At 73.0% G+C, this 13,758-nt stretch carries 15 protein-coding genes; 6 read left to right on the forward strand and 9 right to left on the reverse strand.

Annotated features, from left to right (window positions below):
* Positions 1-30 precede the first annotated feature (30 nt).
* The 5 genes from AC5JJ1_RS01000 to cysG all read left to right on the forward strand — a co-directional run bounded on the left by AC5JJ1_RS01000 (position 31) and on the right by cysG (position 4,159).
* A complete protein-coding gene (locus AC5JJ1_RS01000; protein ID WP_495783243.1) occupies positions 31-159 on the forward strand; it encodes a hypothetical protein in 129 nt (42 codons plus the stop codon).
* Positions 160-279: 120 nt separating this feature from the next.
* Complete coding sequence (locus AC5JJ1_RS01005) at positions 280-1,644, forward strand: molybdopterin-dependent oxidoreductase (protein ID WP_495783244.1); 1,365 nt, start codon at positions 280-282, stop codon at positions 1,642-1,644.
* Positions 1,645-2,008: 364 nt separating this feature from the next.
* Entirely contained in the window at positions 2,009-2,740 is a 732-nt protein-coding gene (locus AC5JJ1_RS01010; RefSeq protein ID WP_495783245.1) for a molybdopterin dinucleotide binding domain-containing protein, read from the forward strand.
* Positions 2,724-2,849, forward strand: a complete 126-nt coding sequence (locus AC5JJ1_RS01015; RefSeq protein WP_495783416.1) for a (2Fe-2S)-binding protein — start codon at positions 2,724-2,726, stop codon at positions 2,847-2,849. Before AC5JJ1_RS01010 ends, AC5JJ1_RS01015 begins: the two co-directional genes overlap by 17 nt.
* Positions 2,849-4,159 (forward strand): siroheme synthase CysG, encoded by a 1,311-nt coding sequence (cysG, locus tag AC5JJ1_RS01020; RefSeq protein WP_495783246.1) that lies wholly within the window; start codon positions 2,849-2,851, stop codon positions 4,157-4,159. The genes AC5JJ1_RS01015 and cysG overlap by 1 nt, the downstream gene beginning before the upstream one ends.
* Before the next feature lie 6 nt (positions 4,160-4,165).
* Here cysG and AC5JJ1_RS01025 read toward each other — a convergent pair whose 3' ends face one another.
* The 4 genes from AC5JJ1_RS01025 to cnbZ form a co-directional block, all read right to left on the reverse strand.
* The gene (locus AC5JJ1_RS01025) at positions 4,166-5,443 is read right to left on the reverse strand and encodes a TRAP transporter large permease (RefSeq protein WP_495783247.1); all 1,278 of its coding nucleotides are present in this window, start codon (positions 5,441-5,443) and stop codon (positions 4,166-4,168) included.
* Entirely contained in the window at positions 5,440-6,012 is a 573-nt protein-coding gene (locus AC5JJ1_RS01030) for a TRAP transporter small permease (RefSeq protein ID WP_495783248.1), read from the reverse strand. Before AC5JJ1_RS01030 ends, AC5JJ1_RS01025 begins: the two co-directional genes overlap by 4 nt.
* Position 6,013: 1 nt before the next feature.
* Complete coding sequence (locus AC5JJ1_RS01035; protein ID WP_495783249.1) at positions 6,014-7,006, reverse strand: sialic acid TRAP transporter substrate-binding protein SiaP; 993 nt, start codon at positions 7,004-7,006, stop codon at positions 6,014-6,016.
* A gap of 98 nt (positions 7,007-7,104) precedes the next feature.
* Positions 7,105-7,860 carry a 2-amino-5-chloromuconate deaminase CnbZ gene (cnbZ, locus tag AC5JJ1_RS01040; RefSeq protein WP_495783250.1) on the reverse strand — a complete coding sequence of 252 codons (756 nt, stop codon included), beginning with the start codon at positions 7,858-7,860 and terminating at the stop codon, positions 7,105-7,107.
* 62 nt (positions 7,861-7,922) lie between these two features.
* On the opposite strand from cnbZ, the gene atzD reads away from it, so the two are divergent.
* Positions 7,923-9,014 carry a cyanuric acid amidohydrolase gene (gene atzD / locus AC5JJ1_RS01045; protein ID WP_495783251.1) on the forward strand — a complete coding sequence of 364 codons (1,092 nt, stop codon included), beginning with the start codon at positions 7,923-7,925 and terminating at the stop codon, positions 9,012-9,014.
* On the opposite strand, the gene AC5JJ1_RS01050 is transcribed toward atzD, so the two are convergent.
* The 5 genes from AC5JJ1_RS01050 to AC5JJ1_RS01070 all read right to left on the reverse strand — a co-directional run bounded on the left by AC5JJ1_RS01050 (position 9,011) and on the right by AC5JJ1_RS01070 (position 13,748).
* Entirely contained in the window at positions 9,011-10,021 is a 1,011-nt protein-coding gene (locus tag AC5JJ1_RS01050; protein WP_495783252.1) for a hypothetical protein, read from the reverse strand. The two genes, atzD and AC5JJ1_RS01050, sit on opposite strands and share 4 nt — an antisense overlap.
* Positions 10,022-10,050: 29 nt before the next feature.
* Positions 10,051-10,509 (reverse strand): hypothetical protein, encoded by a 459-nt coding sequence (locus tag AC5JJ1_RS01055; RefSeq protein WP_495783253.1) that lies wholly within the window; start codon positions 10,507-10,509, stop codon positions 10,051-10,053.
* A 108-nt stretch (positions 10,510-10,617) separates the two neighbouring features.
* A complete protein-coding gene (gene ypfJ, locus AC5JJ1_RS01060; protein ID WP_495783254.1) occupies positions 10,618-11,481 on the reverse strand; it encodes a KPN_02809 family neutral zinc metallopeptidase in 864 nt (287 codons plus the stop codon).
* A gap of 63 nt (positions 11,482-11,544) precedes the next feature.
* Positions 11,545-12,768, reverse strand: coding sequence for a CaiB/BaiF CoA transferase family protein (locus AC5JJ1_RS01065; protein ID WP_495783255.1), 1,224 nt, complete (start codon positions 12,766-12,768; stop codon positions 11,545-11,547).
* Positions 12,765-13,748: a tripartite tricarboxylate transporter substrate-binding protein gene (locus tag AC5JJ1_RS01070; RefSeq protein ID WP_495783256.1), complete on the reverse strand. Its 984-nt coding sequence runs from the start codon at positions 13,746-13,748 to the stop codon at positions 12,765-12,767. Before AC5JJ1_RS01070 ends, AC5JJ1_RS01065 begins: the two co-directional genes overlap by 4 nt.
* Positions 13,749-13,758: the final 10 nt, after the last annotated feature.

The raw sequence follows: 13,758 nt of genomic DNA on the forward strand, positions 1-13,758 counted from the left end.
CATGTCTATGTCTGCGGCGACGCCGCGCGCATGGCGAAGGATGTCGATGCCGCGCTGCGCCAGGTCGCCATGCGGCAGGGCGGCATGAATGCCGACCAGGTCCGCGACTGGATCGTCGCGCTGGCCCGGCAGCACAGCTATCAGCGCGACGTCTACTAGCCCACCTGACACTGCCGACGCCGCGTCGCGGCCTTCGTGCATGCCCAGGATCCTGCACCGCCTTCCGCAGCATGGCCGCGGAAGCGCAGCACCCAGCCCGCTCACGAGGGGCGCATCCCCATGGCCGAGACGCGTACCACTTGCCCCTATTGCGGCGTCGGCTGCGGCGTCCTCGCCACCGCTGACGGCACGGTGCGTGGCGACCCGGACCACCCCGCCAACCGGGGCCGCCTCCGCAGCAAGGGCACGGCCCTGGGCGAGACGCTCGACCAGCCCGGCCGCCTCCTCCACCCCGAGGTCGACGGCAAGCGCGCCAGCTGGGACGCCGCCCTGGACGCCGTGGCGGAAGGCTTCCGCCGGGCGCTGGCCGAACACGGCCCCGCCGGTACCGCCCTCTACGTGTCCGGCCAGCTGCTGACCGAGGACTACTACGTCGCCAACAAGCTCGCCAAAGGCTTCCTTGGCACCGGTAACATCGAAAGCAACTCCCGCCTCTGCATGGCGAGCGCCGTCGCCGGCCACCGCCGCGCCTTCGGCGAGGACTTCGTGCCCGGGATCTACGAGGATCTGGAGCTGGCCGACCTCGTCATCCTCGTCGGCAGCAACCTCGCCTGGTGCCACCCCATCCTCCACCAGCGCCTTCAGGCGGCCCGCGCCGCCCGCCCCGGCATGCGCCTCGTGGTGGTCGACCCCCGCCGCACTGCCTCCTGCGAGGGCGCCGACCTGCATCTGCCCATCGCCCCCGGCCGCGACGTCGCCCTCTTCAACACCCTGCTCCGCCATCTCCACGCGCGGGGCTTCCGCAGCGACGCCCCCGGCCTCGCCGGCACCCTCGCCGCCGCCGATGGCGAGACCGGCCTCGACGCCGGCCTGCTCGCCACCTTCCTCGACTGGTTCGCGGCGACCCCCCGCAGCGTCACGCTGTTCAGCCAGGACGCCAACCAGTCCTCCGCCGCGACGGACAAGGCCAACGCCATCATCAACTGCCATCTCCTCGCTGGCCGCATCGGCCAGCACGGCTCAGGCCTCTTCAGCATCACCGGCCAGCCCAACGCCATGGGTGGCCGCGAGGTCGGCGCGCTGGCCACCACCCTCGCCGGCCATCTCGACTGGGACCGGCCCGCCGAGCCCGCCTCCCTCCGCGACTACTGGCGCGCCCCCAACCTCGCCGCCGGCCCAAGCCTCAAAGCCGTCGACCTGTTCCGGGCCGCGGGCGAGGGCCGCATCGGCGCCCTTTGGGTGATGGCGACCAACCCTGCCATCTCGCTCCCCGATGCCGGCGCGGTCCGCGAGGCGCTGCGCCGTACCCCCTGCCTCGTCGCCTCCGACTGCAGCCGCGAGAGCGACACGATGGACCTCGCCCGCATCCGCCTCCCCGCCCTCGGCTGGGGCGAGAAGTGCGGCACGGTCACCAACAGCGAGCGCGTCATCAGCCGCCAGCGCGCCTTCCGCGCCCCGCCCGGCGAGGCCCGTCCGGACTGGTAGGCGATCGCCCAAGTGGCCGCCCGCCTCGGCTGGGCCGAGGCCTTCGCCTGGACCGGCCCGGCCGCGATCTTCCACGAGCATGCTGGCCTGACCGGCCTCGCCCGCCCGGCCCCGCGCGCCTTCGACCTCACCGGCCTCGCCGACCTCACCGATGCCGAATACGATGCGATGCTGCCGACCCGCTGGCCCGTCGCCGGCCGCGGCACGCAGGGCGACCGCCTTGCCCCCGCCGCCCGCTTCGTACCCACCCCCTACCGCCCCCCGGCCAACCCGACCGGCGCCTCCGACCCCCTCGTCCTGCTGACCGGCCGCCTCCGTGACCAGTGGCACACGATGACGCGGAACGGGCCCGGTCCCCCGCCTCATGGCCCACACGCCGGAGCCGACGGCCGTCATCCACCGCGCCAATGCAGCCGGTCTGGCGGATGGCAGCCTCGCCCGGATCGAGAGCCCCTGGGGCAGCGCCACCCTCCGCCTCCGCCACGAGCCGGGGATGGCCCGCGGCACCGTCTTCGCGCCGATGCATTGGACCGCCCGCTTCGCCCCCGCCGCCCGCATAAACGCTTCGGTCAACCCGGCGGTGGACCCCATCAGCGGCCAGCCCGAGCTGAAGCATACCCCGGTCCGCCTGCGCCCCGCGCCGATGGGCTGGCACGGCTTCCTCCTCGCCCGGCGCAGCCTCGGCGCCGGACTCGCCGCCTGGACCGCCTTAATCCCCGCCGCCCCCCGCCCTCTTCCGCCACGAGCTCGCGGGCATCGAGCCGCCGGCGGACGCCTTCGACCGCCTGCGCGGCCTGGTCGAAGAACCCGCCGCCGCCTGAGTCCTGCTCGAGGACCCCGCCGCCGGCCTCCACCGCGCCGCGCTACTGCGCGAGGGTCGCCTCCTCGCCTGCCTCTTCCTGGCGCCCGGCCCCTCCGCGCCGCCGCCCCGCGCCTGGCTCCTCTCCCTCTTTGCCGAGCCCGCCATCGGCAGCGCCGCCCGCCGCGCCCTGCTCGCCGGCGCCCAGGCCGACGGCCCCGCCCCCTCGCCCACCATCTGCGTCTGCCACGGCATCGCCGAATCCAGCATCTGCGCAGCCATCGCCTGCGGTGCTAACACCCCGGCCCTGGTCGGCGAGGCGACGCGGGCTGGCACGGGCTGCGGCTCCTGCCGCCCGGAGATCGCCGCCCTGCTCGCCAAAGCCCCGGTGCCGGAACCCGCCTGATGCAGCATTTCCCCGTCTTCCTCGACCTCCAGGCCCGGCCGGTGCTGGTCCTCGGCACGGGCGAAGTGGCGGAGCGCAAGGCGGAGCCGCTCCGCGCCGCCGGCGCCGAGATCCGCTTCGCCGCCCGCTTCGACGAGGCCCTGTTGGAGGGCTGCCCCCTCGCCATCGGCGCCGATGCCCCGGAAGCGGAGCTGCAGGCCCTGGCCGCCGCCTGCCGTGCGCGGGGGATTCCGGTTAACGTCGTCGACCGCCCCGCGCTCTGCACCGCGCTGATGCCGGCGATCATCGATCGCGCGCCCGTCACTATCGCCGTCTCGACCGGCGGCGCCGCCCCCGTCCTCGCCCGCATGGTCCGCCAGAGGATCGAGGCGATCCTCCCCCCGACCCTCGGCCGCATCGCAGCGCTCGCCGAGCGCTTCAAGTCGGCCGTCCGCGCCCGCCTCCCCGACCTCCCGGCCCGCCGCCGCTTCCTCGAGGCGGCGCTGGCCGGCCCTCCCGCCGAGCTGGCCCTGGCGGGCCGCGACGCCGAGGCCGACGCCGCCTTCGCCACCGCCCTCGATGCCGCCGAGGCGCGCCCTGGCGGCATCGTCCACCTGGTCGGCGCCGGCCCCGGTGCCGCCGACCTCCTCACCCTCCGCGCCCTCCGCCTCCTCGGCGAGGCCGATGTGATCGTCCATGACCGCTTGGGCACCGAGGCCGTGCTGGAGATGGCCCGCCGCGATGCCGAGCGCATCTTCGTCGGCAAGGCCCGCGCCAACCACTGCATGAAGCAGGAGGACATCAACGCCCTCCTCATCCGCCTCGCCCGCGAGGGCCGCCGCGTGGTACGCCTCAAGGGCGGCGACCCGCTGGTCTTCGGCCGCGGCGGCGAGGAGGCGGAGGCCCTGGCCGAGGCCGGCATCCCCTGCGAGGTCGTCCCCGGCGTCACCGCAGCACTCGCCTGCGCCGCCGGCGCCGGCATCCCGCTGACCCATCGCGACGCCGCCCGCGCCGTCACCTTCGTCACCGGCCACCGGCGGGACGGCGGGGTCGATGTCCGCGGCCTGGTCCAGCCCGGCCAGACGCTGGCGATCTACATGGGCATCAGCACCCTCGCGCCGCTGCGCGACGCCCTCGTCGCCGATGGCATGTCGCCTGCCATGCCCGCCGCCGTCATCGAGCGCGGCGGCACGCCGCAGCAGCGCGTGCTCCGCGGCACGCTCAACAGCATCGCCACGGAGGCCCCGGCCTGGGTCACCGGCGGCCCCGCCCTGCTGCTGGTGGGGGAGGCAGTGGGGCGCGGCGCCCAGGGTTGGCTCCGGGCTGCCTGACGCCCCCTACCGGTAGATCGCCACCGGCAGCCACATGACCATGCTCTCCCAGTAGGTCACGAGGCCAAGGCAGATGAAGAGCGGGATCAGGAAGGGTGCGCAGGCCCGCATGGTCTGCTCGAAGGACAGGCCGGAGACGCGGGCGAGGATGAACAGCACCATCCCGACCGGCGGCGTCAGCAGGCCGATCATCAGGTTCAGGACCATGATGATGCCGAAATGCACCGGGTCGACGCCGAGCTGGGTCATCAACGGCAGCAGCACCGGCACGAGGATGGTGATGGCCGCGATCGTCTCGAGGAAGCATCCGACCACCAGCAGGAACAGGTTCACCAGCAGCAGCACCAGCCATTTGTTGGTGGTGAGGCCGAGCACCCATCCCGCCACCCCCTCGGTGACGCGGGTCGTGGTGATGAGCCAGCCGAAGATCGAGGCACCGGCAACGATCAGCAGCACCACCGCCGTGGTCTCGATCGTCTCCTGCGTGACGCGGAGGAAGCTGCGCCAGGTCAGCGTCCGATAGACCACGGCGCCGAGGAAGAGGGCGTAGAAGGTCGCCGCGATCGCCGCCTCGGTCGGGGTGAAGGCGCCCGAGGTCATGCCGCCCACCAGCAGCACCGGCGTCATCATCGGCAGGAAGGCGCGCCGGCCGGTCTGGCCCAGCCGTGCCCAGCGGAACTGCGCGTCGCGGTCGAAGCCGCGGCGATGCGCCGTGACGGCGACCGCGCCCATCAGCGTCGCCGCCATGACCAGCCCGGGGATAAGCCCCGCCGCGAAGAGCTGCCCGACCGAGGCATTGGCCATGACGCCATAGATCACCATCGGCAGCGACGGCGGGATGATCGGCCCGATGGTGGCCGAGGCCCCGGTCAGCCCGACCGCGAAGGGCAGCGGGTAGCCATGGTCCCGCATCGCCTTGATCTCGATGGTGCCGAGCCCGCCGGCATCGGCGACCGCGGTGCCCGACATGCCGGCGAATATCACGCTGCCGACCACGTTCACGTGGCCGAGCCCGCCCTTCAGCCAGCCGACCAGGGCGGTGGCGAAGCTGTAGATGCGCTCGGTGATGCCGGCGCTGTTCATCAGCGAGCCGGCCATGACGAAGAACGGGACGGCGAGCAGCGGGAAGCTGTCCACGCCCGCGGCCATGCGGTGCAGCACCACCAGCGGCGGCAGCGCGCCTTCCGCCCAGACATAGAGCAGCGACGCGGCGCCGAGCGAGACGGCCACCGGCACGCCGATCAGCAGCATGACGATGAAGGCGAGGAAGAGCAGCGCCGTCACAGCTTCATCCCGCCGAGCGATGGGTCCCTTGGCCCCTCGGGCTCACCCGCCCGCCAGCGCGCAATGCCCTGCAGCGCGCTGCGGATCGTGGTGAGCACGAGGCCGAGCAGGATGCCGTAATAGACGATGGAGAGCGGCTGGCCGAGCGCGATCATCGGCTGGAACTGCATCGCCTCGGCGACCTGCCAGCAGAGCCAGATGGAGACGGCGAAGAAGGCCGTCGTCACCGCCGAGACCACGGCAAGCGTCAGGCGGCGCCCGCCGGCCGGCAGCTTGTCGAGGAAGAATTCGACGGCGATGTGCGTGCCCCGCCGCGCCGCCATGGCGCTGCCCGTGAAGGTCAGCACCATCAGCAGGTACTGCGCGATCTCCTCGGTCCAGGAAAGGCTGCTGTTCAGGATGTAGCGGGTGAAGAACTGCAGGAAGACGATCGCTGCCAGCGTCCAGAACAGGGCGACGCTGATCCAGTCCTCCACCGCCAGGTCAGCCGGCAGGTCGGGCTGCGCGGCCTCCTCCTCGCGGGCGAGTTCAGCGAAGAGGTTGTCCGCGTCGGTGTCGCCCTGGCGCATGTCAGCTCCGCGCGCCGATCGCCTGGAGCCGGTCGTACTGCTCCTTCGTCCACCCGGCGCCGGCGGCGGTGTCGTTGTGCAGCGGCTGGGCTGCGGCGCGGAAGGCGGCGCGGTCGGGGCGCAGGACCGTCTTGCCCTGCTGCTCGAACCAGGGCGGCAGCGCCTGCTCGGCCTCGCGGATTTCCGCCGTGGCGCGGTCGGAAGCCTCGCGCAGCACCTCGTCGAACACCTTCTTGTCGGCGTCGTTCAGCCGCCGCCAGGTATTGCCCGAGACGACGGTGACGAGGCTCTCGGTGATGTGCCCGGTCAACGAGATGTGGCTCTGCACCTCGTAGAATTTCTTGGCCTGGATGGTCGGCAGCGGGTTCTCCTGCCCGTCCACGGTGCCCTGCTGCAGCGCCAGATAGACCTCGGCGAAGGCGATCGGCGTGGCGTTGGCGCCGACGCTGCGGGTGAACATCAGGAACATCGGCGCCTGGGGCACGCGCAGCTTCATCCCGCGCATGTCCTCCGGCTTCATGACGGGACGGTTCGCCGTGACATGTCGCTCACCGTAATAGGTCAGCGCCAGGGCCTGATGGCCGGTCTGCCGGCCATAGCCCGCCATCATCTCGCGCAGCAGGTCGCTTTTGCGATAGGCCTCGAAATGCGCGTAGTCGCGGAAGACATAGGGCGCATTGCCGATCGAGATCGGCTTGTAGGTGGCGCCGGCGAAGGCGACCCCGGTGTAGATCAGGTCCACCGTGCCGAGGGCGAGGCCCTGGTTGATCGTCGGCTCGTTGCCGAGGGCCGAGGCCGGGAAGACCTCGATCGCCCAGCGGTTTCCGGTGCGCTGCGTGATCTGCTGCGCGGCCCAGAGCGCCTGGGTGTGGTAGGCCTCGTTGGTCTCGTAGACATGCGCCCAGCGCAGCCGGGTCTGCGCCCCGGCGGCGCGGCCGAGGATGAGTGCCGGCGCAGCCAGGGCCGTGCCGATCAAGATCCTGCGGTTCATCATGGTCCTCCCCAGCCCGGCCGCCCTTGCCGGCTTGTCATGGCCGGCAAGGATGGCCGGAGGTCAGGGCGGACGCAAGCCGGCGAACCCTGCAAGGCCGGTCATGCCGCCAGGACACGCTCCAGCGGCAGCCCGCGGCAGTCCATCTCGTATTCCAGGTCGACCACCGGCGGCCGGCAATGCTGCCAAGTGACGCCGTGCCGCGCCGCCCCTCGCCTCACAAGCTCGTCGCCGAGGAGGGGGTGGATGTCATGCACCGTGTAGACCTGCACCCCCGTCGTCGCCTGCCAATCGGCATCGAGCGCCACCATCCGCCGCTCCATCTCGCCCAGCACATAGGTGGCCTTGGCCCGGATCCCCGCCGGCGACAGATCCCGGTGGGCGACGGTGCTTTCCGCATAGGTCGCCTTGCCCTCGATGCTCTCCCCGCTCCCCGCGACGACGAAGCTCGGCCCCGCCCCCGCATCCCGCAGCGCAAAGGTGAATGCGTGAAAGCCGGGCTCGGTGGGCGGCGCGATCTCCGGGCAGACATTGCTCCGCGCCACCGGGTTCCGCCCCTCGGCCAGCACGCCCCACTCGCCGAGCACGCCCGCATAGACCTCGTTGAACCTGCGGAACCCCGCCTCGCTGAACGGCGCCGGCGACCGCAGCTCGCAGGCGCAGAAGGCCGTCAGCGGCAGCCCCGCGCCGCGCAGGAACTCGGCTATCCGCCCGAAGCCTGCCCGCAGCGGCACCGGCTCGGCGAAGCGCACCCGCTCCAGCCGCCAGCCCGGCAGTGCCGCGACGCCACCCGAATACTGGAAAACGGCGGGGATGAAGCGATAGCCCCGCTCATCGAGGCTGATGGTGCCGGCCATGCGAGGACCTCCTGCTCCCCGCTATGGTGCCACCGAACCGCCATCCCGGGAGTCCCTTCTTCATGCCGAAGCCCCGTCGCGCCGCCCTGCACCGCCTCCCCATGCGTCACCCGGGCGACACCGCGGCGATCGAGGCCCTCATCGCCGACGGAGGGCTGGACCCCGCGCGCATCGTAGCGATCCTCGGCAAGACCGAGGGCAATGGCTGCGTCAACGACTTCCCCCGCGCCTATGCCGTTCAGTCCCTGGCGCTGATGCTGGCCCGCCATCTCGGCGCCGAGGCCGCCGCCCGCGTCGCGCTCGTCATGTCCGGCGGCACCGAGGGCGGCCTTTCCCCGCATTTCCTCATCCTCGCCGTCGGGGAGGGCGACGCGCCCGACCCGCGGGGCGCGCTCGCCATCGGCACCGCCTTCACCCGCGACCTCGCCCCGGAGGAGAGCGGCCGCGTCGCCCAGACCGAAGCCGTCGCCGCCGCGGTGCGCGAGGCGATGGCAGAGGCCGGCATCGCCGAGCCGCACTATGTCCAGGTGAAATGCCCGCTGCTGACGACGGAGCGCATCGCCGCCGCCCGCGCCCCCGTGGCGACGGAGGACACCTATGCCCCGATGGGCCTCTCCCGCGGCGCCTCCGCCCTGGGCGTCGCCCTCGCCCTCGGCGAGGTTAACGGCATTGCGCCCGAGGAGATCGGCCGGAACTGGGAGAGGCACTCCGCCGTCGCCAGCGCCTCGGCGGGCGTCGAGCTGGAGCGCTGCGAGATCATCGTGCTCGGCAACAGCACGGCGTGGTCCGGGGACCTCGCCATCGCCCATGCGGTGATGCAGGACGCGATCGACCTGCCCGCGGTGCACCGCGCCCTCCGCCTCGCCGGCTTGCCGACGGAGGATGGGCAGCTCGCCGCATCGGCCGCCGGCCGGCTGGTCGCCGTGCTGGCCAAGGCGGAGCCCTCGTCGACCGGTCGCATCCGCGGCCAGGGCCATATCATGTGGGACGACAGCGACATCAACGCGACGCGCCATGCGCGGGCGCTGGTCGGCGGCGTCATCGCCGGGGCTATAGGCCGCACCGACATCTTCGTCAGCGGCGGCGCCGAGCATCAGGGCCCGGATGGCGGCGGGCCCGTCGCGGTCATCGCGCGACGGGCCCAACCGATTTAGGACGCCGGATTCGGATTCCGGTTCGGGTTGGTCTCGTTCTCGGGGTGGGCGCCGCTGACATTGGTGCCCGCCACCTTGTCGAAGCCGCGCGAAGCCTGCGTGCCCGGCGGGTTGCCCGGCGTGCCGTCCGGCTGGCTGCTGCCCATGCCCGTCGACCGCCCGGCCTCGTTGCCCGGCCGCGCGCCGCTGACATTGGTGCCGGCGACATCGTCGAGGCCGCGCGAGGCCTGCGTGCCCAGCGGGTTGCCCGGCATGCCGTCGGTGCTGCCGAGCGCCGCATCGGTCCGGGTGCCCGGCCCGGTATGCGTGCCCATCTGGCCCGCTGCCGTGGTGGTGCCGATGCCCGTCGCGGCACCGAGGCCGCTCCCGGGAGTGGTCATCCCCGAGGTCGCCGGGCTCCGCGCCGGCATCGTGTCGTCGGCCCCACGCGGCGCACCGTCATTCCGCACCCAGCCGCTCTCGTCCCAGCGGCCGGACGAGACGTCGAGCTCCTGCGCATTGTGCCGCGCGAGGATGCCGTCGATCTCATGCGCGCGGCCCTCGTCGGCCCGCACGGTGACGAGGTTGCTGCCGCGCCGCACGCCCTCGGCATAGGCCGCCGCATGCTCCTCGCCGAGGCCCGCCTGGGTCAGCCCGCCGAGCAGGCCGCCCGCTGCTGCGCCGACGCCGGCGCCGGTCAGCGCCGCGACCAGCCAGCCCGCGGCCACGATCGGCCCGAGGCCCGGGATCGCTAGCGCGCCGATGCCGGCGAGCAGGCCCGCGCCGCCACCGACCAGCGTGCCGAGCGTGGCACCCGTGCCTGCGCCGGTCCCGGCGCCGGTGTGGCCCGGGCCGTTGTCGGCGACGTCGGTGGTGCTGGTGGTCGGCGTCGTCGTCGAGCTGTCCTCGGCGCCGCGGGCGACGAGGCTGATGTCGTCATGCGGGAAGCCGGCGGCCTCGAGGTCGCGCACGGCCGCGGCTGCGTCGGAGTAGTTGTCGAAAAGACGCGCGATGGTGCGTGTCGCCATGATGGAATCTCCTATCTTGTTCGAAGGGTTCAGCGCGTCGTCACATTGCCCTGGAAGTCGAGCCCGACGGAGACCTGCTGGCCATTCCGCATCGCCCGGCCGCGCCAGATGCCCTGGTCGTCCTTCTTGAGGTCGTCGACGCCGCTGAAGCCGGCGGCCTCGATGCGGCTGCGCGCCTGGCCTTCGGTGAAGCTGTTGGCGCCGGCGGCCGGGTCGGTCGCGGTGCGGGTGCCGTTGTCCATGGTGACGGCGGGCGGCGTGCTCTCGGTCCGCGCGCTGGGCGCGTTGGCGCCGGCAGTCGGGTCGGGCGTGGTGCGGGCGCCCTGATCCGTGGTGGCCGCAGGCGGCACGGTCGTGGCCGCGGGCGGCATGGCGTCGCCGCGCGCGCCCGGCGCAGTGGCGCCGCTGCGGTCTGGGGCAGTCTGGGCGAGGGCCGGCATGGCGGCAAGGCTGCCCAGCAGCGCCAGGCAGAAGCTTGTCTTGCGCATTATCGTGTTCCCGTGTTGTGGTCATGGCCCGCTTGCGGCGCGCCATTGGTCCACTAACGGACAGCGGGCTGGAGCGTTCGTTGCGCCGGCAACCTCAAGCGGGATCGATCAGGGCTGTGCCGCAAACGTGTCGCAGGCCCGCGGGTCGCCCGCCTCCAGCCCATGGCGGAACCAGCGCACACGTTGGGCGGAGCTGCCATGGGTGAAGCTCTCCGGCACCACCACGCCGCGCGCGCGCCGCTGCAGCCGGTCGTCGCCGACCGCGGCCGCGGCGTTCAGCCCTTCCTCGATGTCGCCCTGCTCCAGCACCTGACGCATGCGCTGCGTGCGGTTGGCCCAGACGCCGGCGAAGCAGTCCGCCTGCAGCTCCACCCGCACCTGCAGCGCGTTCGACTCCGCCTCGCCCATCCCGCGCCGCTGCGCCTCGACGCGGCGCAGCACGCCGATCTGGTTCTGCACATGGTGCCCGACCTCATGCGCGATGACATAGGCGCGGGCGAAATCCCCCGGCGCGCCGAGCCGGCGCTCCATCTCGCGGAAGAAGCCGAGGTCGAGATACACCTTCTGGTCGAGCGGGCAGTAGAAAGGCCCCGTCGCCGTCTGCGCCGTGCCGCAGCCGCTCTGCGTCGTGCCGCTGAACAGCACGAGGTTGGGCGGCCGATAGGCATTGCCGCCGCTGCGGAAGGCCTCGGTCCAGACGTCCTCCGTGGTCGCCAGGACCTGGGCGACGAAGCGCCGCTGCCCCTCCTCCGCCGCATCCGGCGGCGCACCCTGCTGCCGAGCGACCGGCGCCTCCGGCGCCCCGCCGCCCGAGAGGATCACCGAGGGATCGACGCCGAAGAACAAGGCCACCAATACCAGCGCGATGGTGCCGAGCCCGCCGCCCGCGACGCCGATCGGCAATCCGCCGCCGCCACCGCTGCCGCGCCGGTCCTCGACATTGCCGCTTTCCCTCTCGCCGCCGAGCCGCATCGCCTGGGCCTCCCGCTCAGCCGGCACAACAGCGGGAGGGACGGATGGTTCCGGAAGCGGGTCCTACCCCTCCCGCAGGACGCCGTCCTCGCGCAGCCGCGCCAGCGCCGCCGCGCCGAGCAGCGGGCCGAGCACCGCCTCGTTATGCTCGCCGAGCCGGGGCGCTGGCCGCGCCAGGATGCCGGGCGTTGCCGAGAGCCGCGGCACCATGCCGTGCATCGGCAGCCAGCCCTCTGGCATCTCCTCGTCCGGCACGGCGATCACCGCCTCGCGCTCGGCCAGGTAGGCATCCTCGGCGAGCATCGCCGCATCCATGATCGGCCCGATGGTGACGCCCGCCGCGTCGAAATGCGCGAGCACCTCGGCCAGGTCCCGCTCGGCGATGTAGCCGGCGATGATGGCGTCCAGCGCCTCGCCATGCCGCACCCGGTCGGCATTGGTGCGGAAGCGCGGATCCTCGATCAGCTCCGGCCGGCCGATGCTGCGCAGCAGCTTCTCCGTCATCCCCTGGGTCGAGGCGGACAGGCAGACCCAGCCGCCGTCGCGCGTGCGGTAGGCGTTGCGCGGCACGGCATTGGTGCTGCGGCTGCCGGTGCGGGGCTTCAGCTCGCGCGTCAGCCGCCAATTGGCGTGCTGCGGCTCCATCATCACATGGATCGGATCGAAGAGCGTCTGGTCGATCACCTGCCCCTGCCCCGTCGCCTCCGCATGGCGCAGCGCGATCATCGCGCTCGCCGCGCCGTAGAGCCCGGCATAGCCGTCGGCCATGTACATCGGCGGCAGCACCGGCTCCCGGTCGGCGAAGCCATTGACCGCGGCGAAGCCGGCATAGCCCTCGACCAGCGTGCCGAAGCCCGGCTTGTGCCGGTAGGGCCCGTCCTGCCCCCAGCCGCTGATGCGCACGACGACGAGGCGCGGGTTGATCGCCAGCAGCACCTCCGGCGCGAGGCCCATCGCCTCGAGCACGCCAGGGCGGAAGCTCTCCACCAGCATCGCCGCATCGCCCGCGAGGCGCTTCACCACATCGATGGCGCGCGGGTCGCGCAGGGCGAGGCAGACCGAGAGCTTGTTGCGGCTCAGCGTCTTCCAGGTGGTGGAGATGCCGCGGATGCGCCAAGCGCGCAGCGTGTCGCCCTCGGGCGGCTCGAGCTTGATGACCTCGGCGCCGTGGTCGGCCAGCACCTTGGTCAGGATGTTCCCGGCGACGAGGCGCGACAGGTCGAGCACCCGGAGCCCGTGCAGCGCCCCGGTTGCGCCCAGATCGAAGTCGCGGCGAGGCGGCGTCATTCGGCGCGGATATCCGCCGCGCGCGCCACCTCGCGCCAGCGGGCGAGATCGGCATGCAGCACCGCGGCGAACTCCCCCGGCCCGACCGGCGAGGGCGTCGCTCCCTCGGCCGCGTAGATGCGCGCGAGGTTGGCATCGCTGAGCGCGCCGCCCACCGCCGCATGGATGGCGGCGCGCGTCTCCGGCGGCAGGCCGTGCGGCGCGAGCAGCCCCCACCAGATGGCGGCCTCGTAGTCGATGCCCGCCTCGCGCACCGTCGGCACCGGCGGCACCTCCGGCGGCAGCCCGCCGCCCCCGTTTCCGTTCGTGGGGGCGGTCGCGGCGATGACGCGCACCCGCCCCTCGCGGATGGCGGCATTCGCGCTCGCCACCGTCGTGATCATCACCGGGATGGTGCCCGCCACGAGGTCCGTCACCGCCGGCGCGGTGCCGCGATAGGGGATATGGTTCATGCGGATGCCCGCCCGCTGGCAGAAATACTCGGAGATGAAGTGGTTGATCCCGCCCGCGCCGGAGGTGGCGTAGTCGATGCCGCCCGGCCTCGCCCGTGCCAGCGCGACCAGCTCCTGCACGCTGCGGGCCGGGAGGGCCGGGTTGACCATGATGAAGAAGGGCGCGCGCGCCAGCAGGGCGACGGCATCGAAGCTCGCCTCCGGGTCCCAGCCAGGCTTCTGCAGGATGGCGGTGGTGGCGAAGGAGGAGGAGGTGACCATCAGCGTGTAGCCATCCGGCGCCGCCTGCGCGACCTGGCCGGCGCCGATCGCCCCGCCGGCGCCGCCGCGGTTCTCGACGACGAAGGGCTGGCCGGTCCGCGCCTGCAGCCGCTCCGCCAAGGGCCGCGCCACGACATCGTTGGAGCCGCCGGGCGGAAAGGGCACCACCACCCGCACCGGGCGGTTCGGCCAAGCCGGCTGCGCCCGGGCAAGGGCCGGGGCCGCGAGCAGCGCGGCCAGCAGGGGACGCCGGGTGAGCGGGCGCATGGGGTTCCTC

This window comes from Belnapia sp. (assembly GCF_059504005.1).